Here is a 23,177-nt window from a genome sequence, read left to right on the forward strand (position 1 = left end):
GCACGACGCACCACCCGTACGATCCCGCTCAGGCGACCACGCCGTCCCGGCGCAGCGCCGCTGCCTCCTCGCCCATCCCCAGGGCCCGCAGCAGCGCGTCGGTGTGCTCGCCGAGTGAGGGAATCGGCCCCATCCGCGCCGGGGCCCCGCCCGGCAGCGTGATCGGGGGCAGCAGTGCCCGCAGCGGCCCGGCCGGCGTGTCGATCTCGCGCCAGCGGTCCCGTGCGGCGAGCTGCGGATGCCCGGCGACGTCCTGCACCGTGTTCAACCGGGCGCAGGCGATGCCCGCTTCCTCCAGTCTGCCGACGGCCTCCTCGGCCGTCATCCCCGCCAGCGCCTCGGCCACCGCCGCGTCCGTGCGCTCCCGGTTCGCGGTGCGCGCCGTATTGGTGGCGAATCCGGGATCGTGCGCCAACTCGGGCCGCCCCAGGACCTGTTCGGCAAGCCGTCGCCATTCCCGGTCGTTCTGCACCGACAGCAGCACCTGGCTGCCGCCGGCGGTGTCGTAGGCGTCGTACGGCGCGATGACGGCGTGCGCGAGACCTGTGCGCGCCGGGGCCGCACCCCCGTGCATCCCGTGGTGCAGCGGATGCCCCATCCACTCGGCGAGCGACTCCAGCATGGAGATCTCGACCGGCCCGCCGAGGCCCGTCGTGGCGCGCCGCAGCAGAGCGGCCAGCACACCCGAGAAGGCGTACATCGCCGCGGCGACATCGGCCGCCGGAATGCCCGCCTTCACCGGCTGTGCGGCCGTCCCCGTCACCGACACCAGGCCGGCCTCGCACTGCACGAGCATGTCGTAGGCCCGCTTGTGCGCGTACGGCCCCTCGGATCCGTAACCGGAGATGTCGACGGCGATCAGCCGGGGGTGACGGGCGCACAGCGCGGCCGCGTCCAGCCCGAGCCGGGCCGCCGCGCCCTGCGCGAGGTTCTGCACGAACACATCGGCGTCCGCGACGAGCCGGTGCACGATGTCGAGGCCGCGCGGGTCCTTCAGGTCGACGGCGATGGACTCCTTGCCGCGGTTGCACCAGACGAAGTGCGAGGCGAGCCCTCGGGCGGCGGTGTCGTAGTCCCGGGCGAAGTCGCCCCCGTCGGGCCGCTCGACCTTGATCACACGGGCGCCGAGGTCCGCGAGCTGACGCGTGGCGAACGGCGCGGAGACGGCCTGCTCGACCGCGACGACCGTGATCCCGTCCAGAGGCAGTGGCTGTTGGCTCATGACAGCCGTACCTATCGTGTATGTGCCACCTTTGTCACCCCCGGGCTCTTCGGGGCGGCGTCACGAACGGGCGTACCGCCGCACCGCGAGCGGGACGCACACCGCCAGCAGGGCCAGGGCCCAGCACACCGCGCCCGCGACGGGGTGGGCCACGGGCCAGGCCGCGTCGTCCGGAGGCGGGGCGTTGCCGAACAGATCGCGTACGGCCGTGGTCACCGCCGAGATCGGATTCCACTCGGCGAGAGTGCGCAGCCAGGAAGGCAGGCCGTCCGTGGGCAGGTATGCGTTCGACAGCAGGGGCAGCATGAAGGTCGCGCTGCCCAGCTGACCCGCCGCCTCCTCGCTGCGCGAGGCGAGTCCGAGGAGGATGCCGACCCAGGTCGCGGCGAATCGGAAGAGCAGCAACAGTCCGAACGCGCCCGCCGCTTCGAGCACGCCGCCCTCCACCCGCCAGCCCATCGCCAGGCCGACGAGCAGGAGAGGAACCAGTCCCGTCGCGGTGGTCACCAGATCGGCCCCTGCCTGGCCGAGCGGCACGGCGATGCGGCTCATGGGCAGGGCGCGGAAGCGGTCCATGACCCCCCGGTGCGAGTCCTGGGCGGCGGTGAACATCCCGGTCATGATGCCGTTGGCGGCGGTTGCCACGAGCATGCCGGGGACGAGAAAGGCGCGGTACTCCTCGCCCGGCATGGCCATGGCGCTGCCGAAGACGTAGCCGAAGAAGAGCAGGAACACGATCGGCATGGTCTGGGTCATGACCCACATGGCCGGGGCATGGCGGATGCGGGTCAGATGCCGGCCGAGGACGGCGGTGCCGTCGTAGAGGACCGTGCTCATGCGGCGACCTCCTTCGGGCCTCGCGCGGCGGTGCGGTCGGTCAACCGCAGGAACACCTCGTCCAGGGTGGGCGGACGCAGTGCGGCATCGACGACGGCCACGCCCGCCGCGTCGAGTTCGCGCACGAGCCGGGGGAGGGTGAGCGTGGGGTCGGTGGTGACGGCCCCGGCGGTCCGCCGCTCCGGGTCGAGTGCCGGCTGCGATCCGGTCAGCTGGTCGAGCACTGCCGCGGCGCCGGGCAGTGCTGCCGGGTCGAGGACGACGACCTCCGCGTAGCTGCCGAGGCGGGCCTTGAGTTCGGCGGGTGTGCCGCTGTGGGCGGCGCGGCCTTCGTCGATCAGCACGATGTCGTCGGCGAGTTGGTCGGCCTCCTCCAGGTACTGCGTGGTGAGCAGGACCGTCGTCCCCCCACCGGCCAGCTCCCGCACGGATTCCCAGATGCCGTTTCGGCTGTGCGGGTCGAGCCCGGTGGTCGGCTCGTCGAGGAAGAGCACCCTCGGCGGGGTGATGAGGCTCGCCGCGAGGTCGAGGCGGCGGCGCATGCCGCCCGAGTAGGTGCGGGCAGGGCGGTCCGCGGCGTCGGTGAGCGCGAACCGCTCCAGCAGCTCCGCCGCTCGCGAGCGGGGGGCCCGCAGCAGCCGGGCGAACAGTCGCAGATTCTCGGCGCCGGTCAGATCGCCGTCGACCGAGGTGTACTGGCCGGTGACGCCGATGCTCCGGCGCACGGCGGCCGGCTCGGTCCGCAGATCGTGCCCGGCCACGCGCGCGCTGCCCGCGTCCGGTGCGCACAGGGTCGTGAGGATCCGTACGGCCGTGGTCTTGCCCGCACCGTTCGGCCCCAGGATGCCGCAGACGGTGCCCTCCGTGACCGCGAGATCGAGCCCGCGCAGGGCGTGCACCTCGCCGAACCGCTTCCTCAAGCCCTCACTAAGTACAGCGTACGTAGTTGTCATGCTGCCACCATAGCCCACTACGTACGCTGTACGTAACTAGGATGGTGGGGAGGTGATGAGGAATGGCAGGCCGAGCGGCCGAACCGGAAGTGATCTGGGCGCGTCCCGAGCGCACGGGCCGCGGCCCGAAACCGGCGTACAGCCGGGGGGACATCGCCGCGGTGGCCGTGCGCCTCGCGGACGCGGAGGGCATCGACGCAGTCTCCATGCGCAAGGTCGCGGCGGAGCTGGGCTGCGGCACGATGTCGCTCTACAACTACGTGCCGCGCAAGGAGGATCTGTACGAGCTGATGGTCGACGCGGCCGGCGGCGAGTACGACCTCGGCGAGCCGACGGGCGACTGGCGCGCGGACATGCTCGCGATGGCCCGCCAGACGCGGGCCATCATGTACCGCCATCCCTGGCTGCCCCGGGTGATGTCGACGGTGCACGGCTTCAGTCCCCACGCCCTGCGCTACCTCGAATGGTGCCTGGGCGCCCTGGAGGGCCTGGACGCGCCGCACGGCGCGAAGATGCAGCTGATCGCCATGATCAACGGCACGGTGATGACCACCGTCGCCAACGAGTTCGCGATCGCGGAACGCAGCCGCGGCCTGCCGTGGACGCAGGAGCAGGAACAGGCGGTGCGCGCCGCCTACCTGATGAGCCGGGTGGCGACGGGCGAGTACCCGCGGCTGGCCGAGATGCTGGCGTCGGGCCCGGAACCGATCGACCCGGACGAGGTGTTCGAGCTGACGCTGACGCGGGTGATCGACTCGTTCGCTTGACGGGGTGGTTCCGGCCGACGCGCACGCAGCGGCCGGGCCGCGTCACAGCAGCGCGAACTGTCCCTCCGGCCCTTCCTCCGCGTGGTCCAGCACCGACGCCGGCCGCCGCGCCGAGGCGGGCGGCGGCAGCACACCCTCCGACCTCAGCTCCGCCGCCCCGATCCACCGGTTGCCCTCCCGCAACCGCCCGCACTCCGTGCGCAGTTCGGCGAGCAGCGCCAGCACCGTGATCAGCTCCAGCAGTTCGGAGGTCCACTCCTGAGGCCAGGCCGAAGGCCGCACCGCCTCCAGCGAGCCCGGTTCCCCGGCCCCGGTGCGCCGCTCGAACCACAGCTCCAGCACCCCGGTGCCGCCCGCCGCGAACTCCCATACCTCCCGCGGCACGGGCGAGATACGACCGACGGAACCGACGATCAGTGCCTCCTCGTCCGCCTCGTACGCGACCGAGTCCGGTCGCGCCGGAAGCGCCGCACGTACATAGGGACGGCGCCCGCCCGGCAGTCTCGGCCGCCCCCCGCCGTGCGCGCCACGCAACTGGACCTCCACGGCCCGTCGGCCCACGTCGACGCCCGCCGTCCAGACATCGGCGTCGGCGGGCAGCGGCACCGCGGCCCCGGCAGACGTGGACACGGCCGCGGCCGTCGCCCAGCAGACCAGCTCCCGCGCACTCACCGGGTGTCCGTACCGTCGGCCGAGCGCGTCGAGGAGACCGGGTGCGACATTCGGCTCCCGGCCCCCCGGCCGGCGGTACAGAGGCCGGATCCGGCCCTGCCGCCCCGTAGGCGAATGCCCGTCCGGCAGCAGCGCGGTGACCACGAGCGCCGGCCCGTCCGCCGTGGACGGCGGTGAGCCCGGACGGCGTCCGGGGGAGTGCCCCTGCTCGACGACGAACAGCTGACGCTCGTCCAGCACCCGCCACAACTCAGGCCTCGCCGCGTCGATCAGCCGGTGGTCCGGAATCAGCCACTGCTCGTCGAACGGGCCGTGCAGCACCCGTATCGGATCCGGGCAGCGGCCGTCCTCGCGTGCGATCCGCCCGGTCCCGCTCCGCTGCCCCGGCAGCTGGGCGACCGCGGTGCGCGGCGTCCGCGCCCGGGTGGACCGGAACAGCTCGTCGCGGTCCGCGCCCCGGGCCCCCGTGAGCGCGTCCCAACGGGCGCGCAGGGAGGCGGCGTCCGGCGCCATGACCCATCCCCGGCCCAGCCGAATCGGCGCCACGGACCAGGGCATGAGGTCGTCGAGCAGCGGCACGTCCTCGGTGAGAGCAGTCACCGTCCGCATGCTAGTGCCCCTCCCGGCGAGCTTCGCCCTGTCGCGGCGACCGGCACGCACACCCCCCGGCTTCGCCGCGAGTCACCCCATGCCCGTTGGACAAAAGCCCTGGTGACTGCGCTGCAAAGGACCGCCGGTGACTCAGCTGCAAAGGACCGCCGGCTGCCCTGCGGTCGCACGCACCGGACACCGCTCCTCGACGGGCGGTCGCTGCAGTCGCGGCACCGGGGGGCCCGCTCAGTCCGCGGCATCCACGGTCACCGAGAAGGAGAACCTGTCCCCGCGGTAACGGATGCGGGCGACATCGACGACCCGGCCCTCCTCGTCGTACGTCACGCCCGTGTAGTGCAGGATCGGGCTCAGCAGCGGCACGCGCAGCAGCTCCGCCGTCGGCGGGTCAGCGAGCCGCGCCTCCACCGTGTCGGTGATGCGGCTGATCCTGATGCCGAGCACGTCCCGCAGCACCTTCGTCATCGGCCACCGCTCGAGATCCGCGATGCGCAGGCGAGCCGCGACGTCCGGACGCAGTGCGTTCTCCGCCCAGTTGGTGGGTTCGCCGCTGTCGCCGTCGCAGCGCAGACGTCGGTACATCACGATCTCGTCCACGTCGGGGAAGTACTCCGCGAGGTCACCGGGCACGGGCTGAGGGCCGTGGCCGAGCACCGTGGTGCGCTCGCCGGACTGCTGGGCCACGATCGCGTCGATCGAGCCCAGCAGTCGCCGGGGCGCACTGCGCCGCGCCCCCGGCTCGATGAAGGTGCCCCGCCGCCGGTGCCGGCTGATGAGGCCCTCCTCCTCCAGCTCCTTGAGCGCCTGGCGCATGGTCAGCACGCTCACCCCGTAGTGCTGGGCGAGCTGCTCCTCGGTCGGCAGGCGCAGCGACGCCTCGGGCGCACGGCCCAGTATCGAGGCGCGCAGCGACTGCGAGACCTGGTACCACAGCGGCAGCTTGCGGTTCAGGACGAGCGAGTCCGGGGCGAAGGAGGTCACGGCATCTCCGTACACGGCATTTCTTCTAGGGCCTGAAGTGGCGCTCAAGACCCTGCCACACGTCGTCGTACCCCTTCTGCAGGTGGTCGGCGCTCGCCGCCTGCTCCGTCGCGGTCACCGGCCAGCGGGTCTCGAACATGAAGGCCAGACCGTTGTCGACCTTCTGCGGCTTCAGTTCGACCGAGCTGGCCCGGTCGAACGTCTCCCGGTCCGGGCCGTGCGCCGACATCATGTTGTGCAGCGAGCCGCCGCCCGGCACGAAGCCCTCGGCCTTGGCGTCGTAGGCGCCCTCGATCAGGCCCATGTACTCGCTCATCACGTTGCGGTGGAAGTACGGCGGGCGGAAGGTGTCCTCGCCGACCAGCCAGCGCGGCGCGAAGACCACGAAGTCCACACCGGCAAGGCCGGGGGTGTCGGACGGCGACGTCAGAACGGTGAAGATCGACGGATCCGGGTGGTCGTACGAGATGGTCCCGATCACATTGAAACGCCGCAGATCGTAGACGTACGGCACATGGTTGCCGTGCCAGGCGACGACGTCGAGCGGGGAGTGGTCGTACGTCGCGGACCACAGGTTGCCGCAGAACTTGTTGACCACTTCCACGGGACGCTCGACGTCCTCGTACGCGGCGACCGGGGCCAGGAAGTCCCGGGGGTGCGCCAGGCCGTTGGCGCCGATCGGGCCGAGGTCGGGGAGCTGGAAGGGCTGCCCGTAGTTCTCGCACACGTAACCGCGGGCATCGTCGTCGAGGAGTTCCACGCGGAAGCGGACGCCCCGCGGGATGAGCGCGACCTCGCCGGGGCGTACCGGCAGCAGGCCGAGTTCGGTGACCAGCAGCAGCCCGCCGAGCTCCGGCACGATCAGCAGCTCGCCGTCCGCGTTGCCGAACACCCGGTCGGTCATGGAGGCGTTGGCGTGGTACAGGTGCACGGCCATGCCCGTGCGCTGCGTCACGTCGCCGTTGCCGCCGAGCGTCCACAGACCGGCCAGCCAGTCGGTGCCGGGCGCCGGCGCCGGCAGCGGATTCCACCGCAGGCGGTTCGGGTCGGGGACGGTCTCGGTGAAGGGTGCGGTGCGGATGCCGCCGTTGTCGACGCGGGTGTACGCGGGGTGCGCGGCCGAGGGGCGGATGCGGTAGAGCCACGAGCGGCGGTTGTGGGCACGCGGCTCGGTGAAGGCGGCGCCGCTGAGCTGTTCCGCGTAGAGGCCGAGCGGGGCGCGCTGCGGGGAGTTCCGCCCGTGCGGAAGGGCACCGGCCACGGCCTCCGAGCTGTGCTCGTTGCCGAAGCCGGGGAGGAAGGACCCGTCTGTCAGTCCCTCCGCAATCTTCCGCGCCTGCTCGATGCCGCTCATTGCCCGCTCCTGGTGCCGAGGGAAACCCGTTCTCATTCCTATGGACAACCGTAGGATTGCAGGACCGGCACGTCAACGGCAACGGAACGGCATGATGGAGCGCGTGTCCCAGCCTCCTCTGCGCCGTACGCCCGTGCAGCAGCGCAGCGCCGACCGGCTCGCCCGGATCCTCGACGCCTGCGCCGAACTCCTCGACGAATGCGGCTACGAGGAGCTGTCCACGCGCCTGGTGGCGGTGCGTGCGGGGGTGCCGATCGGGTCCGTCTACCGCTTCTTCGGCAACAAGCGCGCGATGGTGGACGCGCTGGGACACCGCAATCTCGACCGCTACACCGAGCGGATCGGCGGTCGGCTCGCCTCGTTGCCGACCGGGGACTGGCGGGGGGCCGTCGATGTGATGCTCGACGAGTACCTGGCGATGAAACGCGCGGTCCCCGGCTTCGCGCTGATCGACTTCGGCTCGCAGGTCCCGCTGGGTACGCCTCCCTCCGGCGCCAACGACGCGGTCGCGGACCGGCTGGCCGGAGTGTTCGCCGAACACCTGGGGCGCACGCCGGACGCGGAGCTGCGCCGGGCGGTCCTGGTCGCGGTCGAGGCGGCGGACGCGCTGCTGCAACTCGCCTTCCGGGTCGGGGAGGCGGGTGATCAGGGGATCGTCGCGGAGACGCGACGGCTGCTGAGGGCCTACCTGGCCGAGGTCCTGGACGCCCCCGCCGCCGTGTCCGGGGATGTCCGGCCCTGAGCCCTGCGGTACGTGGTGCCCTCGGAGTCCGGTCGCGAAAGCCCTTCCCGCGCATGCATACCGGTCGGTATGCTCGGTTGGACGGCCTGTCACCGCTGCCACCCGTCCCGGGGAGGACCCGTGTCCCGCACCGCATCCGACGCTCGTACGACGACGACTCCGCCGCCCGCCGCCCGAGGTGAGCGCACCGCACTGCGGATCTGTCCCCTCTGCGAGGCCACCTGCGGACTCAGCCTCACCATCGAGGGCACCCGTGTCACCCGCGCACGGGGCGACCGTGACGACGTCTTCAGCGAAGGCTTCATCTGCCCCAAGGGTGCCTCTTTCGGTGAGCTCGACGCCGACCCCGACCGGCTGCGCGCCCCGCTGATCCGGGAGAACGGCGAACTGCGGGAAGCCACCTGGGACGAGGCGTTCGACTTCGTCGCCGCACGCATCCGGCCGCTGATCGAGGAACACGGCTCCAACGCGGTGGGCGTCGTCCTCGGCAATCCGAACGTGCACACCATGGCCGGCGGCCTCTACCCGCCCGTGCTGCTCTCCACCCTGCGCACCCGCAGCATCTTCTCCGCCTCGACCCTCGACCAGATGCCCAAGCACGTCTCCAGCGGACTGCTCTACGGCAGTGCGATCGCGATCCCCGTACCGGACCTCGACCGCACCGACCATCTGCTGCTCCTCGGCGCGAACCCGCTGGAATCCAACGGCAGCCTGTGCACCGCGCCCGACTTCCCCGGCAAACTCAAGGCGCTGCGCCGACGCGGCGGCACCCTCACCGTCGTCGACCCGCGCCGCACCCGCACCGCGCGGCTCGCCGACCGGCATGTGGCGATCCGTCCGGGCACCGACGCGCTGCTGCTCGCGGCCCTCACCCATGTGCTGTTCGAGGAGAAGCTGACCGACCTCGGTGCGCTCGCCGAACATGTCGAGCAGCTCGACGCCATCGAGACGGCGATGGCGGACTTCACCCCTGAAGCCGTGGCGGCGGACTGCGACATGGACGCCGACGAGATCCGTACGATCGCCCGCGAGCTCGCCGCCGCCCCGACCGCCGCCGTCTACGGACGCATCGGCAGCTGCACCGTCGAGCACGGCACGCTCGCCAGCTGGCTCGTCGACGTCCTCAACATCCTCACCGGCAATCTCGACCGGCCCGGCGGTGCCCTCTTCCCCTTCGCCGCCACCGACAAGGCCCCCCGCCCGGCCGGACCCGGCAAGGGCTTCAGCCTCGGGCGGTGGGCCAGCCGTGTCGCCGGGCACCCCGAGGCCAAGGGCGAACTGCCGATCGCCGCGCTCGCCGAGGAGATCGAGACACCCGGCGAGGGCCGGATCCGTGCCGTGATCTCCATCGCCGCCAACCCCGTGCTCTCCGCCCCCGACGGGGACCGGCTCGACCGGGTACTGGCCGGCCTCGACCTGATGGTCAGCATCGACCCGTATCTCAACGAGACCTCGCGCCACGCCGACGTCGTCCTGCCCCCGCCGCCGCCGTCCCGCAGCGCGCACTTCGACTTCGCGTTCAACGCGCTCGCCGTCCACAACCAGGCCCGCTACACGCCGGCAGCCGTACCGCTGGACGACGGCCTGATGGACGAGTGCGAGATCCATGCCCGGCTGATCCTCGCCGTGTCGGGGATGCACGGCGCCGATCCGTCCGCCGTGGACGACATGGTGATCCAAGGGTCCCTCGCCAAGGCGGTGGCCGACCCGCACTCGCCCGTCCACGGCCAGGACGCGGGCGAGATCGCCGCCGCGCTCACGGGCGCGACCGGGCCCGAGCGCAGGCTCGACATGATGCTGCGCCTCGGCCCGTACGACCTCACCCTCGACAAGCTGCTCGAAAATCCCCACGGTGTGGACCTCGGCCCGCTCCAGTCGCGCATACCGCAGATCCTCCGGACCCGCAGCGGCCGGATCGAGCTGCTGCCGGATGCGATCGCCGCCGATCTGCCGCGACTGCGCAGCGCCCTCGGCGCACGGCCCGAAGGACTCGTCCTCGTCGGCCGTCGTCATCTGCGCTCCAACAACAGCTGGCTGCACAACGTGCCCGCGCTGAACGGCGGTTCCAACCGCTGCACCCTCCATGTGCACCCGGAGGACGCGGCCCGGCTCGGTCTCGCGGACGGCGATCCGGTCGCGATCACGGCCGACGGCGGCCGCGTGGAAGCGCCCGTCGAGATCACGGACGACGTCCGCAGGGGTGTGGTGAGCCTGCCGCACGGCTGGGGCCACGACCGTCCCGGTACCCGGCTCTCGGTCGCCTCCGCCCGCCCGGGCGTCAACGTCAATCAGCTGCTCGACGGCTCCCGGCTGGACCCTCTCTCGGGCACCGCCGTGCTCAACGGATTCCCCGTCGAGGTGGCACCCGTGACAGCGCCACTTCGATGACCAGGGCTTTTGCTCGTATTGCTCACGTGTCAACACCTTGTTAACGGCATTTCAAGACACCTAGCGTCATCCGGTACCGCCGCCCCCCGGTGGAGTTCAAGGGTGAACGTTAGGTGTCCTCCATGCTGACAATCCTCGGCTTCGCCATGATCGCGACCTTCCTGGTCCTGATCATGATGAAGAAGATGTCGCCGATAGCGGCGCTGGTCCTCATCCCCGCCCTCTTCTGCGTGATCGTCGGGAAGGGCGCACACCTCGGGGACTACGTCCTCGAAGGCGTCGGCAACCTCGCCCCCACGGCGGCGATGCTGATGTTCGCGATCGTCTACTTCGGCGTGATGATCGACGTCGGTCTGTTCGACCCGATCGTGCGGGGCATCCTGCGCTTCTGCAAGGCGGATCCGCTGCGCATCGTGGTCGGTACGGCCGTCCTCGCCGCGATCGTCTCGCTCGACGGCGACGGTTCCACGACCTTCATGATCACGGTCTCGGCGATGTACCCGCTCTACAAGCGCCTGGGGATGAGCCTGGTCGTCATGACGGGTGTCGCCGCCACCGCGAACGGCGTGATGAACACCCTGCCCTGGGGCGGCCCGACCGCCCGCGCGGCGACCGCCCTCAAGCTGGACGCCGGCGACATCTTCGTCCCGATGATTCCCGCACTCGGTGTCGGACTGCTCTTCGTCCTCGTGCTCGCCTACGTCCTCGGCCGCCGCGAGCGCAAGCGTCTCGGCTACCTCTCGCTCGACGAGGTGCTGGAGCCGCAGACCGAGACCGTGCTGGTGAAGACGGGCGGCGGCGACGCTGTGCAGACCCCCGCCGGCTCCGGGTCCGACAGCGCGCCCGCAGCAGGCGGCGCCGGGGACGGGAGCGACGCGGTCCTCCAGGGACTCGACCCGAACCGGGCCACCCTGCGCCCCAGGCTCTACTGGTTCAACGCCGGTCTCACCCTCGTGCTGCTGGCCTCCATGATCATGGAGCTGCTGCCCATCCCCGTGCTCTTCCTGCTCGGCGCCGCTCTCGCGCTCACCGTCAACTTCCCCAGGATGACGGACCAGAAGGCACGCATCGCCGCCCACGCGGACAACGTCCTCAACGTCTCCGGCATGGTCTTCGCCGCCGCCGTCTTCACCGGCGTCCTCACCGGCACCGGCATGGTCGAGCACATGGCCGACTGGCTCGTCGGCGCCATCCCCGAGGGCATGGGCCCGCACATGGCGATCGTCACCGGCATGCTGAGCCTGCCGCTCACCTACTTCATGTCGAACGACGGCTTCTACTTCGGCGTCCTGCCCGTCCTCGCCGAGGCCGGTGCCGCGCACGGCGTGTCCCCGCTGGAGATCGCCCGCGCCTCCCTCGTCGGCCAGGCCCTGCACATGTCCAGCCCGCTGGTCCCCGCCGTGTACGTGCTCGTCGGTATGGCCAAGGTCGAGTTCGGCGACCACACGAAGTTCACGGTCAAGTGGGCCGCGCTCACCTCCCTGGTCGTCCTCGGCGCGGGAATCCTCTTCGGGATCATCTGACATGACCGTGTCCCGGGGCTGGCTGCTGCGCCTCGTCATCGCGTTCGCCTTCGCGCAGGGCGCGGTGTCGATGGCGCGGCCCGCCGTCTCCTACCGCGCCCTGTCCCTGGGCGCGGACGAGCGCGCCATCGGCGTCATCGCCGGCGTCTACGCGCTGCTCCCCCTGTTCGCCGCAGTACCGCTGGGGCGCAGGACGGACCGGGGCCGGTGCGCACCGCTGCTGCCCGCCGGTGTCGTCCTCATCGCCGGCGGCTGCGCCCTCAGCGGCACCGCGGACTCCCTCGTGGCCATCGCCGCCTGGAGCGGGGTCATGGGGCTCGGCCACCTCTGTTTCGTCATCGGCGCACAGTCGATCGTCGCCCGGCAGTCCGCACCGGCCGAACAGGACCGCAATTTCGGGCACTTCACCATCGGCGCCTCGCTCGGCCAGCTCGTCGGCCCTGTTGCCGCGGGTGCCGTGATCGGCGACGGCGCGGTCGCCCGTACGAGCGGGCTGGCGCTGCTCGTCTCCGCGGCCCTGGCCGCCGCGTCCCTCACCTCGCTGTGGCGCATAGAGCACCGGGCCCCGGCCGCGCCCCACGGCGGTCGCAGCACGGTCCCGGTCCGCGGCATCCTGCGCACCCGCGGCGTGCCCGCGGGCATCTTCATCAGCCTCGCCGTGCTCTCCGCGACCGACATCCTCACCGCGTATCTGCCCGTGATCGGCGAACACCGCGGGATCGCGCCCGCCGTCGTCGGTGTCCTGCTCAGCCTGCGCGCCGCCGCGACGATCGCCTGTCGGCTGGTGATGACACCGATGATCCGGCTCGTGGGGCGTACGTCCCTGCTCACCGTCACCTGTCTCCTCGGCGGCCTGCTGTGCGGGGGTATCGCCCTGCCCGTGCCGCTGTGGGCGCTCGCCGCGATGCTGGTCGTGCTGGGCTTCTGCCTCGGCGTCGGCCAGCCGCTGTCCATGACGACCGTGGTGCAGGCCGCGCCCGCGCAGGCGCGGTCGACCGCGCTCGCGCTGAGGCTGACCGGCAACCGCCTCGGTCAGGTCGCCGCACCCGCGGGCGCGGGCCTGATCGCGGGGATCGCGGGTGTGGCGGCGCCGTTCGTGATGCTCGGCGCGCTGCTGGTGCTCTCGGCAGGGGGCGCCGTACGGACTGCCCGCCCTGCCCTGCCCGTTGCCGGACGCCGCCCGGCGGGGCGGAATCCGGCCACCGCTGCGGGCACGGCGACTCCTACGTCACCACATCCACCCCAACCTTCGCGCAAGTCGTTCCCTGATCGGACATAGTGCATTAGCTTCTGGCGTCGCAGCTGCCTCTCCTCCTCACCGGGCGGGACCCCTATGACTCGCGCCATTGCTCTGCACAACGTCAGCAAGAGATACGGACGGGGCTCCGCCGCCGTCGACCGCTTCTCCCTCTCCGTCGAACCGGGGGAGTTCCTGGTCCTGTTGGGGCCGTCCGGCTGCGGCAAGTCGACCGTGCTGCGGATGATCGCGGGCCTGGAGGACATCACCGAGGGCGAACTGCTGCTGGACGGCGCGTACGCGAACGACATTCCGCCCCGCGACCGCGACATGGCCATGGTCTTCCAGAACTTCGCGCTCTACCCGAGCATGACGAACCGGGAGAACATCGGCTTCCCGCTGAAGCTGGAGAACCCGCGCGCCGACCGCAACCCTCGGGTGGAGGCCACCGCGCGCATGCTCGGCATCGAGGACGTCCTCGACCGGTTCCCCGCCCAGTTGTCCGGCGGCGAGCGCCAGCGCGTGGCCATGGGCCGGGCGATCTCCCGCCGTCCGTCCGTCTTTCTGATGGACGAGCCGCTGTCCAACCTGGATGCCAAACTGCGCAACCACCTGCGCGCGGAAATCGCCCGTCTCACCTACGAGTTGGGCGTCACGACCGTCTACGTCACGCACGACCAGGCCGAGGCGATGTCGCTCGGCGACCGGGTCGCGGTCATGCGCGGCGGCGTCCTGCAGCAGGTGAGCACTCCGCGGGAGACCTACGCGCTGCCCGCGAACGTCTTCGTCGCCGCATTCATCGGAACGCCCCGTATCAATCTGCTGGAGGCCGTCGTCCACGCGCCGCTGGACGGCCGGATGTCGATCGATCTGGGCAGGCAGCGGCTGCCGCTGCCCGAACCCCTCAGCCCCGACCACCAGTTGCTCCGCATCCAGCAGGGCCGGCAGATCATCGTGGGGCTCCGCTCGGAGGCCGCCCGTATCGCGCCGCGCAGCCAACTGCGTTCCGGCGAGGTGGCGCTGACCGGGATCGTCGAGCACATGGAGTACCAGGGGCACGAGGCCCTGGTGCACCTCAACATCGGCTCGCGGCCCGCCGTCGTCGCCGACCTGGAGTCGCCGCGCCCGAAGACGCCCGCCAGGCGGCGCCGGAACAACGGCCCCGGCGTGCTGGCCCGGCTCAAGGACCGAGCCGTCGCACAGGTCGCGGGACCGGTGGCGGTGCTCGACGCGCCGGAACCCGACATGGACCGGCCCGCGGTCGGGCCGAGCGATCTGGTCGTACGCACCGGCCCGGACGTGCAGCTGCGGACGGGTGCGCAGGTGCCGCTGCTGGTCGACCTCGCGCACCTCTATGTCTTCGACCACCTCGGCCGAAGGATCTGCCCGGCGCCCATGGACCTCCCGGGCCTGGACGTGTAGACGGCGCGCCCCGCGCCTGCCGGGGACCGGGAGCGCGGAACGTACCGGGGCTCGGAGGGCGCGGAACGTACGGCTGCTCAGGGGTGCATCCGCGCGCCCTTCAGGACCTTGTCGACCGCGTTGCGCGGTCCGTGGACCGCGAGACCCACCAGGTCCAGCTGGTCCCGCCGCACCGCCCTTACCGCCGCGCGATTGTCGAGGTCGTTGCCGGTGGCGAAGAGGTCGGAGGTGAACACACCCCTCGGCAGCGAGCGCGACAGGGCGCGGCCGTGCGCGGCGGTCAGCACCTCCTTGGTGCCCTCGAAGACCAGGACGGGCTGGCGGAACATGGGCAGGTACGAGGTCCCGTCGGCGTCCGCGTACGGCTCACCGACCAACTCGGGGAACTCCGCTCCCAGGCCGCTGACCAGGAACGCGGTCACGTTGAGCCGCTGCCAGGGCTCCAGGTCCTCACGCAGCAGGACGGCGATCTTCGTGGCGAAACGCATGGGGGTCTGTCCGGTCGTCATGCGTCCCATCGTGCCGACGGCCCTTGGACACGGTCTTGTACAGTCCTTGCATGCGCGCACCGCAGGAGGTCTCGGCGTGGCGCCCCCGGCTCCCGGGAGTGGTCGAGGTCTTCCACGCCCGTTTCACCGAGCACGCGTACCCCATGCACGTCCATGACGTCTGGACCCTGCTGATCGTCGACGACGGCGCCGTGCGGTACGACCTGAACCGCCACGAGCACGGCATCCCGCGCGACACGGTGACGCTGCTCCCGCCGCAGGTGCCGCACAACGGCTCGCCCGCCACTCCGCACGGTTTCCGCAAACGCGTCCTCTACCTGGCCCTGGACCAGCTGGACGAGAGCCTGATCGGCCCGGCGGTGGACGCCCCCGACCTGGCCGACCCCCTGCTGCGCCGGCGCGTCGGCCGGCTGCACACCGTGCTCGCGCGGCCCGGCGACGAGCTGGAGGCGGAGAGCCGGCTCGCCCTGATCGGCGAACGGCTGCGCGGCCACCTCCGCCCCCGTGCGGCGGACGCGGGCCCGCCGCCCCACCAGGGGCTCGCCGGTGACCTGCGGGACCTCCTCGACGACCGGCTCGTCCAAGGGCTGGGCCTGGACGAGGCCGCCGGGGTGCTGCACGCCCACCCCACCCATCTCGTCCGCGCGTTCAGCGCGGCCTTCGGCATCGCCCCGCACCAGTACCTGACGGCCCGCCGCGTGGAGAGGGCCCGGCGGCTCCTGCTCGACGGCACTCCGCCCGCCGAGGTCGCGGCAGCCGCCGGCTTCTACGACCAGCCGCATCTGAACCGCCACTTCAAGCGGCTCGTCGGCGTCCCGCCGGGCCGTTACGCCCGCACCGCCATCGCGCTGCCGGGCCCCGCGGCCCGCGGCCCGGACGTATGACCCCCGGCGCGTCCACGTAGCCTTCCTCGCGCCCGGACGGCTCTGGCGCCCGAAAACTAACAGCGCTAGTTTGGGTCCGGGAAGCTACCCGCGAGACGTGAACGAGCGTGGAGGAGTGCGATGAAGGCCCACGACGGCATGTACATCGGCGGCCAGTGGCGGCCGGCCGCAGCACCGGACATGATCGCGGTGGTGAACCCGGCGGACGAGCAGGTCATCGCCCATGTCCCGGCGGGCAGCGCCGAGGACGTGGACACCGCCGTGCGAGCCGCGCGCGCCGCGCTGCCGGCCTGGGCGGCCACCCCGCCCGCCGAGCGCGCCGCACTGCTCACGTCCCTGCGCGACGAGCTCGCCCGCCGCCAGGACCGGATCGCGGAGACCGTCACCGCCGAGCTCGGCGCCCCGCCCGCACTCGCGCAGAGCGTGCACGCCGGGCTGCCCCTGCTGGTTGCGGGCTCCTACGCCGAGATCGCCGCCTCGTACTCCTTCGAGGAGAGGATCGGGAACTCCACCGTCCTCATGGAACCCGTCGGCGTCGTCGGCGCGATCACCCCCTGGAACTACCCGCTGCACCAGATCGTCGCCAAGGTCGCGCCCGCCCTCGCGGCCGGCTGCACCGTGGTGCTCAAGCCCGCCGAGGACACCCCGCTCACCGCCCGGCTCTTCGCCGAGGCCGTGCACGACGCGGGCATCCCCGCTGGAGTGTTCAACCTGGTCACCGGCCTCGGCCCGGTCGCGGGCCAGGCGCTCGCCGCCCACGAGGACGTCGACCTGGTGTCCTTCACCGGCTCCACCGCCGTCGGCAAGCAGATCGGCGCTACCGCGGGCGCCGCGATCAAGCGCGTCGCCCTCGAACTCGGCGGCAAGTCCGCCAACGTCATCCTGCCGAGCGCCGACCTCGCCAAAGCCGTGAACGTCGGCATCGCCAACGTCATGTCCAACTCCGGCCAGACCTGCAGCGCGTGGACCCGGATGCTCGTCCACACGGACCGGTACGACGAGGCCGTCGAGCTCGCCGCTGCCGCCGTCGCCAAATACGTCCCCGGCGACCGGGTCGGCCCGCTCGTCAACGCCAAGCAGCAGCAGCGCGTCCGCGGCTACATAGAAACGGGCATCGCCGAAGGCGCCCGCCTCGTGGCCGGCGGCCCCGAAGCCCCGCTGGCAACCGGCTACTACGTCAGCCCGACGGTCTTCGCCGACGTCACCCCGGCCATGACCATCGCGCAGGAGGAGATCTTCGGCCCCGTCGTCTCCCTCCTGCGGTACGAGGACGAGGACGACGCCCTCGCCATCGCCAACGGCACCGTCTACGGTCTGGCGGGCGCGGTGTGGGCGGGCGACGAGGAGGAGGCCGTCGCCTTCGCCCGCCGCATGGACACCGGCCAGGTCGACATCAACGGCGGCCGCTTCAACCCGCAGGCCCCGTTCGGCGGCTACAAGCAGTCGGGCGTCGGGCGCGAGCTCGGTCCGCACGGCCTCGCCGAGTACCTCCAGACCAAGTCCCTCCAGTTCTGAGCCGGGAGAAGAACCATCGTGGTCCGTGCAGCCGTACTGCCCGCCGTCGGCGCCCCCCTGGAGATCACCGAGATCTCCCTGCCCGACCCCGGACCGGGACAGGTCCGCGTCCGGCTCGCCGCCGCCGGGGTGTGCCACTCCGACCTGTCCTTGTCCAACGGCACCATGCGGGTGCCCGCCCCCGCCGTCCTCGGCCATGAGGGCGCGGGCACCGTCGTGTCCGTCGGCGAAGGCGTCACCCATGTCGCGCCGGGCGACGGCGTCGTCCTCAACTGGGCCCCCTCCTGCGGAAGCTGCCACGCCTGCGCGATCGGCGAGGTGTGGCTGTGCGCCGAAGCGCTGACCGGCGTCGGCCGCGTCCACGCCGTTGCCGCAGACGGCACCGAACTCCATCCCGGCCTGAATGTCGCCGCGTTCGCGGAGGAGACCGTGGTCCCCGCGAACTGCGTACTGCCCGCCCCCGAAGGCGTCTCCCTGGCGGACGCGGCGCTGCTCGGCTGTGCCGTCCTCACCGGCTACGGCGCCGTCCACCACTCCGCCCGTGTGCGCGAGGGCGAGTCGGTCGTGGTCCTCGGGGTCGGCGGGGTGGGCCTGGCCGCCCTCCAGGCCGCCCGCATCGCCGGAGCGGGCCCCGTCATCGCGGTCGACGTCTCACCGGCGAAGGAGGACCTTGCCCGGGGCGCGGGTGCGACGGAGTACGTCGTCGCCTCCGACACCACGGCGAAGGAGATCCGCCGGCTGACGGGCGGGCGGGGCGCGGACGTGGCGATCGAGTGCGTGGGCCGCGCGGTCACGATCCGTACGGCCTGGGACTCCACCCGGCGCGGAGGCCGCACCACGGTGGTCGGCATCGGCGGCAAGGACCAGCAGGTCACGTTCAACGCGCTGGAGATCTTCCACTGGGGCCGCACGCTCTCGGGCTGCGTCTACGGCAACTCCGATCCGGCCTCGGACCTCCCCGTCCTGGCCGAGCACATCCGCGCGGGCCGGCTGGACATGAGCGCGCTCGTCACCGAGCGGATCGCGCTCGACGGTATCCAGGGGGCCTTCGACAACATGCTCGCGGGCAAGGGCGGCCGGGCGCTGATCGTCTTCTAGCGGGTCTCTCCCGATACCCCGGCCGCCTCCTGCGGCCGGGGTGTCCGTGCTGCTCAGAGCCGATTCCTCGGGGCAGTGGGGCTGCTGGAAAGTTCCCGCGTTCAACCCGTTGACCCCATACCCACCGGTCGGTACGGTCCCGGAAACTCCCCAGTGCCACCCCCCCCGGACTCCGTCCCCCGCACCCATCGGAGTGTGCACCCTCATGGACACCGCTGCTCAGCACCCGGACAGCCCGGGCACCACGTCGTCCGACCCCACGTCCACCGACCCACGGCGCCGTCGCGTCGCGACCGCCGCCGCGCTCGCCTCCGCCGTCGAGTGGTACGACTACTTCGTCTTCGGAATCGCCGCCGCCCTCGTCCTCGGTGATCTCTACTTCCCCGCGGGCAGCTCGTCCGCCGGCGTCCTCGCCGCCTTCGCGACCTTCGCCGTCGGCTTCCTCGCCCGGCCCGTCGGCGGCGTCATCGCCGGTCACCTCGGCGACAAGCGCGGCCGCAAGCCGATGCTCGTCCTCGCGCTGACCCTCATGGGCGTTGCGACCGCCGGTATCGGCCTGCTCCCCACGTACGAGACGATCGGCATCGCCGCCCCCGTCCTGCTCGTCCTGCTCCGCATCCTCCAGGGCATCGCCGTCGGCGCCCAGTGGGGCGGTGCGATGCTGATGGCGACCGAGTACGCCCCCGAGGGCAAGCGCGGTCTGTACGGCAGCCTCGTCCAGCTTGGCGTCCCCATCGGCGTGGTCACCGCCAACACGGTGTTCCTCGTCGCCGGATCGGTCACCAGCGAGTCGACGTTCGCCTCCTGGGGCTGGCGCGTCCCGTTCTTCGTCGGCTTCCTCGTCCTCGGCCTCGCCTGGTACATCCACACCAAGGTCGAGGAGACACCCGAGTTCCGTGAGGCCGAACGCGCCCTGGCCGAACAGGAGAAGGGCGACAGCGCCGCGCGGTCGCCGTTGCGCACGATCCTGCGCAACCACCTCGGCACCGTCTTCCTCGCCGGCGGCTCGTTCGCGGTCAACACCGCGACGTTCTACATCATCATCACCGGCGTGCTGGATTACGCGACCCGCGAACTCGACATGAAGCGCAGCGCGGTGCTCGCCGTCTCGCTCTGCATCAGCCTCACCCAGCTGGTGCTGATACCGGCCGCCGCGGCCCTGTCCGACCGCATCGGGCGGCTGCGGATCTACGCGGCGGGCGCGATCGGCCTTCTGGTGTGGGCGATCCCGATGTTCCTGCTCATCGACACGGCGTCACTGGTGTGGCTGGCGGTCGGCACGTTCGTCACCAGCTGCTTCCTGAGCATCATGTACGGGCCCCAGGCCGCGCTCTTCGCCGAGTTGTTCACCGCCGAGATGCGCTACACGGGAGCCTCGCTCGGGTACCAGATCGCCGCGGTGTTCGGCGGCGGGCTGGCGCCGTTCATGATGGTCCTGCTGCTGGAGGCCACGGGCACGTCGATGGCCGTTTCCGCGTACATCATCGGCCTGGCCGTCATCGCGCTGATCTCGATCAAGATCCTTGCGTCCCGGGCCGCGAAGGCCGCTGCCGCACCGGCTCCGGTCCCCGCGGAGGCACACGCCGAGTGACGTCCCGGCGGTCCCGGACGCCTGACGCGGCCGGGACCGCCGCCGTCGTGTGCCGCGGCCGGCCGGATCGCACGGCATGGCGCGGCACCCTCGGGCGCGGCGCCGTGCCGGTGGGCGGCGGCCGTCAGCCGAGAGCCTCCAGCGGCTCACACCATGCCGGCGGTGGACGACGGCGTCAGCCGAGAGCGTCCAGCAGTTCGCGCTCCCGCCGGGCACTGAGGCCGCCACGCCGTGGGCGGTCCAGACCCTGCTCACGCTCCCAGCGCAGCGTGTCGGCGACCAGCTCCGCCCGGGGCCGGTGAGTGAGCCCCGCGGCGCGCGCCGCGGACCCGTTCCGGGCAGACATGCCTTCCCAGCCCGGCTCGACCAGCCACATCGGCAGCGACTCGGGCCCCATGTACTCGGCCACGCCGTTCGCGAGCAGCCACGCCGAGTCGGCGGGGACCACCGGACCGGTGTGCCCGCCGAGGGAACGGCACAGCTCGATCCACTCGCCGAGCGGAACGACCGGTCCGACGGCGTCGTACGTGCCGGTGGTCCCCTTCTCGGCGGCGTCGAGCAGCCAGGCGGTGAGGTCCCGCACGTCGACTGCCTGTGTCGGCATGGCCGGCGCGTCGGGCACCAGCATCGGCCCGTGCGGATCACGCGCGGCACGGGCCACCCAGTAGCCGGTGCGTCCGGAGTGATCACCCGGACCCCCGATGAGACCGGCGCGTGCGACGAGGAGGCGGTCGCCCACGACTGCCGTCGACGCCTGCTCGCAGGCGGCCTTCGCCTCGCCGTACAATTCCCGGTCGACCTCGCTCCGGTCGGTCGGCGCAAGAAGCGGCGTCGACTCGTCCGCGTCGGCAGTGGCATGGGACGCGTAGGCGCTCACGGAGGACACGTAGGTCCAGTGCCTGGCCCTGCTGCCCAGTGCGTCGAGCGCCCCACGCACGAAGCCCGGCTGCCAGGACACCTCGACGACCGCATCCCATTCGCGGTCGCGCAGCGGTTCGTACGCCGAAGGGTCGCGCCGGTCGGCGGCCACCAGCGTCGCCCCGTCCGCGACCCCTCCGCTCTCGCCTCGCGCGAGGCACGTCACCCGATGGCCCCGCGCGACCGCCTGCTTCGACAGCTCCCGGCCCACCCATGCTGTTCCGCCCAGAACCAAGATCTCCATCCCGCCACCCAAGCACCGCGAACGCCGAACACCCGGGCGGTTCGCTGACAGCGGACCGGGGCGTCGGGGCTACGGGGTGCTCGGGGAGGACTCTTCTCCCGTTGCCGTGACCAGACCGGAGCTCACGGCGTGCTTGTCGTCGATGCCAAGGCGCTGGAGTTGTGCCCACAGGTCGAGCCGCGAGCACGCCCATGCAGGGTCGTACGCTGCCGTGGGCAGCTGGGGTAGGCGCTTGCGGCCTGTCTCGTCGAGCCGGTACGGCACATCGAAGGCTGTGCTCCAGTCCTCGAGGGCCGTGGCGAAGCGCTCTTCCGCTTCGGCGGAATCGACTCCCAGGTACTGCGCGATCTCCGCCCAGGAGCTGCCCCGCTCCCGCTCGTAGATCACGGCCGAGGCCAGCGCGCGTTCAGCGAGTTCGACGAGCTGGACCGCTTGGCTCACCCGACCCCCGGCACCGGCGTCAGCGTCGTTTCCGGTGGCCACCATGCCGCGCGCACTGTCGGCGACGTCCACCGCGTGGTCGCAGAGAACCAGACGGGCCAGCGCCTGGCGGGAGAATCGGGCACGGTCGGCGTCATAGGGGGTCGTCGCAGTCACGCGCACAGCGTCGCAGGATGGCTCCGCTTCGCGTACCCGATTTTCGTCGCTCCTCATCGACATTTCCGAGCCGTGTGATCGCCAAGTCCTGGCCGTAGCCGTCGACAAGCGTTGCCGGACCCGGCCCCGTCGACCGGACCGACGCACGACGCACTACCGCCGGCGGTCACGCCCGCGGCCCGCCCAGTGGGGCGTCCTCGCGTGCCGTCACCCGCGCACGCGAACGCGAGACCGCCACCCCCGCCAGGCACAGCGCCCCGCCCGCCAGCGTGAGCAGTGCGGGCACCTCGTCCAGTGCCAGCCAGGACATCAGGACCACCAGCGCCGGGACCGCGTACGTCGTCGCGCCCATCCGGCCCGCCGTCGTACGCGCCAGGGCGTACGCCCACGTCGTGAAGGCCAGGGCCGTCGGGAACACGCCCAGGTACACCATGTTGACCGTCGCGGAGACGGGGGCCCGGGACACCTCGTCCACCAGCTGTCCGGTGAACGGCAGGCACGCCACCGTCCCCACGAGGCAGCCGAACGTCGTCACCTGGAGCGCGCTCGCGTGCGCCAGCGCGGGCTTCTGGGCCACCACGCCGCCCGCGTAACCCACCGCGGCCAGCAGGCACAACAGGACGCCCAGCGTCGACGATCCGCCCTCGCCGGACATGGACAGACCCACGACCACCGCGCCTGCGAACGAGACCGCCATACCCGCCACCAGGCGCGGCGGCAGCCCCTCGCCCAACAGGCGGGCACCGAGCAGTGCGATGAGGATCGGGCCGATGTTCACCACCAACGCCGCTGTGCCTGCGTCGACCTGCTGCTCACCCCAGTTGAGCACCACCATGTACACGCCGAACCACAGCAGGCCGGAGACCGCGATCCCCGGCCACGCGCCACGTGGCGGCAGCCCTTCGCGCCGTATCAGCAGGACGCAGCCCAGAGCGAGCGATCCCGCGAGCAGCCGGCCGAGGGCGAGGGCACCGGGGGAGTAGGCCTCGCCCGCGCTGCGGATGGAGACGAAGGCCGAGGCCCACAAAACGACGGTGACGGCCGCGGCGGCAAGGGCGGCCCATTGTGTGTGGCCGGTGCGGTTCGGGTTGGTCATGCGGCGACCGTACGCGCG

The 23,177-nt window shown here is 72.0% G+C and carries 20 protein-coding genes; 10 read left to right on the plus strand and 10 right to left on the minus strand.

Annotation, left to right across the window (positions count from 1 at the left end; genetic code table 11):
- Positions 1 to 28: 28 nt before the first annotated feature.
- Genes AC067Z_RS09505 through AC067Z_RS09515 form a run of 3 tightly spaced genes read right to left on the minus strand, consistent with a single transcriptional unit; the run spans position 29 to position 3,012 of the window.
- Complete coding sequence (locus tag AC067Z_RS09505; RefSeq protein ID WP_478788902.1) at positions 29 to 1,222, minus strand: CaiB/BaiF CoA transferase family protein; 1,194 nt, start codon at positions 1,220 to 1,222, stop codon at positions 29 to 31.
- Positions 1,223 to 1,282: 60 nt separating this feature from the next.
- Positions 1,283 to 2,059, minus strand: a complete 777-nt coding sequence (locus AC067Z_RS09510; protein ID WP_478788903.1) for an ABC transporter permease — start codon at positions 2,057 to 2,059, stop codon at positions 1,283 to 1,285.
- Positions 2,056 to 3,012 (minus strand): ATP-binding cassette domain-containing protein, encoded by a 957-nt coding sequence (locus tag AC067Z_RS09515; protein ID WP_478788904.1) that lies wholly within the window; start codon positions 3,010 to 3,012, stop codon positions 2,056 to 2,058. Before AC067Z_RS09515 ends, AC067Z_RS09510 begins: the two co-directional genes overlap by 4 nt.
- Positions 3,013 to 3,074: 62 nt before the next feature.
- Here AC067Z_RS09515 and AC067Z_RS09520 point away from each other — a divergent pair, with 62 nt between their 5' ends.
- Positions 3,075 to 3,779 (plus strand): TetR/AcrR family transcriptional regulator, encoded by a 705-nt coding sequence (locus AC067Z_RS09520; RefSeq protein ID WP_478788905.1) that lies wholly within the window; start codon positions 3,075 to 3,077, stop codon positions 3,777 to 3,779.
- A 42-nt stretch (positions 3,780 to 3,821) separates the two neighbouring features.
- Here AC067Z_RS09520 and AC067Z_RS09525 read toward each other — a convergent pair whose 3' ends face one another.
- From AC067Z_RS09525 to hmgA, 3 genes are all read right to left on the minus strand, one after another.
- Positions 3,822 to 5,060 carry a type ISP restriction/modification enzyme gene (locus tag AC067Z_RS09525; protein ID WP_478788906.1) on the minus strand — a complete coding sequence of 413 codons (1,239 nt, stop codon included), beginning with the start codon at positions 5,058 to 5,060 and terminating at the stop codon, positions 3,822 to 3,824.
- A 228-nt stretch (positions 5,061 to 5,288) separates the two neighbouring features.
- A complete protein-coding gene (locus AC067Z_RS09530) occupies positions 5,289 to 6,041 on the minus strand; it encodes a GntR family transcriptional regulator (protein ID WP_478788907.1) in 753 nt (250 codons plus the stop codon).
- A gap of 25 nt (positions 6,042 to 6,066) precedes the next feature.
- Positions 6,067 to 7,395, minus strand: coding sequence for a homogentisate 1,2-dioxygenase (gene hmgA, locus AC067Z_RS09535; protein ID WP_478788908.1), 1,329 nt, complete (start codon positions 7,393 to 7,395; stop codon positions 6,067 to 6,069).
- A gap of 94 nt (positions 7,396 to 7,489) precedes the next feature.
- Here hmgA and AC067Z_RS09540 point away from each other — a divergent pair, with 94 nt between their 5' ends.
- The 5 genes from AC067Z_RS09540 (at position 7,490) to AC067Z_RS09560 (ending at position 14,707) form a co-directional block, all read left to right on the plus strand.
- Positions 7,490 to 8,137: a TetR/AcrR family transcriptional regulator gene (locus tag AC067Z_RS09540; protein WP_478789133.1), complete on the plus strand. Its 648-nt coding sequence runs from the start codon at positions 7,490 to 7,492 to the stop codon at positions 8,135 to 8,137.
- A 120-nt stretch (positions 8,138 to 8,257) separates the two neighbouring features.
- Positions 8,258 to 10,525 carry a molybdopterin oxidoreductase family protein gene (locus tag AC067Z_RS09545; protein WP_478788909.1) on the plus strand — a complete coding sequence of 756 codons (2,268 nt, stop codon included), beginning with the start codon at positions 8,258 to 8,260 and terminating at the stop codon, positions 10,523 to 10,525.
- A 122-nt stretch (positions 10,526 to 10,647) separates the two neighbouring features.
- Positions 10,648 to 12,048, plus strand: a complete 1,401-nt coding sequence (locus AC067Z_RS09550; RefSeq protein ID WP_478788910.1) for a CitMHS family transporter — start codon at positions 10,648 to 10,650, stop codon at positions 12,046 to 12,048.
- Between the two features lies 1 nt (position 12,049).
- Positions 12,050 to 13,327: an MFS transporter gene (locus AC067Z_RS09555; protein WP_478788911.1), complete on the plus strand. Its 1,278-nt coding sequence runs from the start codon at positions 12,050 to 12,052 to the stop codon at positions 13,325 to 13,327.
- 54 nt (positions 13,328 to 13,381) lie between these two features.
- Complete coding sequence (locus tag AC067Z_RS09560; RefSeq protein WP_478788912.1) at positions 13,382 to 14,707, plus strand: ABC transporter ATP-binding protein; 1,326 nt, start codon at positions 13,382 to 13,384, stop codon at positions 14,705 to 14,707.
- Between the two features lie 77 nt (positions 14,708 to 14,784).
- On the opposite strand, the gene AC067Z_RS09565 is transcribed toward AC067Z_RS09560, so the two are convergent.
- Complete coding sequence (locus AC067Z_RS09565) at positions 14,785 to 15,216, minus strand: DUF2000 family protein (RefSeq protein ID WP_478788913.1); 432 nt, start codon at positions 15,214 to 15,216, stop codon at positions 14,785 to 14,787.
- Between the two features lie 50 nt (positions 15,217 to 15,266).
- On the opposite strand from AC067Z_RS09565, the gene AC067Z_RS09570 reads away from it, so the two are divergent.
- The 4 genes from AC067Z_RS09570 (at position 15,267) to AC067Z_RS09585 (ending at position 20,304) form a co-directional block, all read left to right on the plus strand.
- Positions 15,267 to 16,100 carry a helix-turn-helix transcriptional regulator gene (locus AC067Z_RS09570; protein ID WP_478788914.1) on the plus strand — a complete coding sequence of 278 codons (834 nt, stop codon included), beginning with the start codon at positions 15,267 to 15,269 and terminating at the stop codon, positions 16,098 to 16,100.
- Positions 16,101 to 16,220: 120 nt separating this feature from the next.
- Complete coding sequence (locus AC067Z_RS09575; RefSeq protein ID WP_478788915.1) at positions 16,221 to 17,615, plus strand: aldehyde dehydrogenase family protein; 1,395 nt, start codon at positions 16,221 to 16,223, stop codon at positions 17,613 to 17,615.
- Positions 17,616 to 17,633: 18 nt separating this feature from the next.
- Entirely contained in the window at positions 17,634 to 18,713 is a 1,080-nt protein-coding gene (locus AC067Z_RS09580; protein ID WP_478788916.1) for a zinc-binding dehydrogenase, read from the plus strand.
- Between the two features lie 205 nt (positions 18,714 to 18,918).
- The gene (locus tag AC067Z_RS09585) at positions 18,919 to 20,304 is read left to right on the plus strand and encodes an MFS transporter (RefSeq protein WP_478788917.1); all 1,386 of its coding nucleotides are present in this window, start codon (positions 18,919 to 18,921) and stop codon (positions 20,302 to 20,304) included.
- 175 nt (positions 20,305 to 20,479) lie between these two features.
- Here AC067Z_RS09585 and AC067Z_RS09590 read toward each other — a convergent pair whose 3' ends face one another.
- The 3 genes from AC067Z_RS09590 to AC067Z_RS09600 form a co-directional block, all read right to left on the minus strand.
- Positions 20,480 to 21,466, minus strand: coding sequence for an NAD-dependent epimerase/dehydratase family protein (locus tag AC067Z_RS09590; RefSeq protein WP_478788918.1), 987 nt, complete (start codon positions 21,464 to 21,466; stop codon positions 20,480 to 20,482).
- Positions 21,467 to 21,535: 69 nt separating this feature from the next.
- On the minus strand, positions 21,536 to 22,063 hold the full coding sequence (locus AC067Z_RS09595; RefSeq protein WP_478788919.1) for a hypothetical protein: 528 nt from the start codon (positions 22,061 to 22,063) through the stop codon (positions 21,536 to 21,538).
- 166 nt (positions 22,064 to 22,229) lie between these two features.
- Entirely contained in the window at positions 22,230 to 23,159 is a 930-nt protein-coding gene (locus AC067Z_RS09600) for a DMT family transporter (RefSeq protein WP_478788920.1), read from the minus strand.
- Positions 23,160 to 23,177 lie beyond the last annotated feature (18 nt).

The sequence above is a fragment of the Streptomyces sp. NPDC043812 genome (assembly GCF_056436245.1).

What these genes read in the sequence shown, in the direction of transcription:
- AC067Z_RS09515 (WP_478788904.1), bottom strand. Translation starts at nt 3,012, where the DNA reads ATGACAACTACGTACGCTGTACTTAGTGAGGGCTTGAGGAAGCGGTTC.
- AC067Z_RS09600 (WP_478788920.1), bottom strand. Translation starts at nt 23,159, where the DNA reads ATGACCAACCCGAACCGCACCGGCCACACACAATGGGCCGCCCTTGCC.
- AC067Z_RS09565 (WP_478788913.1), bottom strand. Translation starts at nt 15,216, where the DNA reads ATGACGACCGGACAGACCCCCATGCGTTTCGCCACGAAGATCGCCGTC.
- AC067Z_RS09550 (WP_478788910.1), top strand. Translation starts at nt 10,648, where the DNA reads ATGCTGACAATCCTCGGCTTCGCCATGATCGCGACCTTCCTGGTCCTG.
- hmgA (WP_478788908.1), bottom strand. Translation starts at nt 7,395, where the DNA reads ATGAGCGGCATCGAGCAGGCGCGGAAGATTGCGGAGGGACTGACAGAC.
- AC067Z_RS09570 (WP_478788914.1), top strand. Translation starts at nt 15,267, where the DNA reads ATGCGCGCACCGCAGGAGGTCTCGGCGTGGCGCCCCCGGCTCCCGGGA.
- AC067Z_RS09585 (WP_478788917.1), top strand. Translation starts at nt 18,919, where the DNA reads ATGGACACCGCTGCTCAGCACCCGGACAGCCCGGGCACCACGTCGTCC.
- AC067Z_RS09540 (WP_478789133.1), top strand. Translation starts at nt 7,490, where the DNA reads ATGGAGCGCGTGTCCCAGCCTCCTCTGCGCCGTACGCCCGTGCAGCAG.
- AC067Z_RS09575 (WP_478788915.1), top strand. Translation starts at nt 16,221, where the DNA reads ATGAAGGCCCACGACGGCATGTACATCGGCGGCCAGTGGCGGCCGGCC.
- AC067Z_RS09560 (WP_478788912.1), top strand. Translation starts at nt 13,382, where the DNA reads ATGACTCGCGCCATTGCTCTGCACAACGTCAGCAAGAGATACGGACGG.
- AC067Z_RS09555 (WP_478788911.1), top strand. Translation starts at nt 12,050, where the DNA reads ATGACCGTGTCCCGGGGCTGGCTGCTGCGCCTCGTCATCGCGTTCGCC.
- AC067Z_RS09510 (WP_478788903.1), bottom strand. Translation starts at nt 2,059, where the DNA reads ATGAGCACGGTCCTCTACGACGGCACCGCCGTCCTCGGCCGGCATCTG.
- AC067Z_RS09520 (WP_478788905.1), top strand. Translation starts at nt 3,075, where the DNA reads ATGGCAGGCCGAGCGGCCGAACCGGAAGTGATCTGGGCGCGTCCCGAG.
- AC067Z_RS09525 (WP_478788906.1), bottom strand. Translation starts at nt 5,060, where the DNA reads ATGCGGACGGTGACTGCTCTCACCGAGGACGTGCCGCTGCTCGACGAC.
- AC067Z_RS09505 (WP_478788902.1), bottom strand. Translation starts at nt 1,222, where the DNA reads ATGAGCCAACAGCCACTGCCTCTGGACGGGATCACGGTCGTCGCGGTC.
- AC067Z_RS09590 (WP_478788918.1), bottom strand. Translation starts at nt 21,466, where the DNA reads ATGGAGATCTTGGTTCTGGGCGGAACAGCATGGGTGGGCCGGGAGCTG.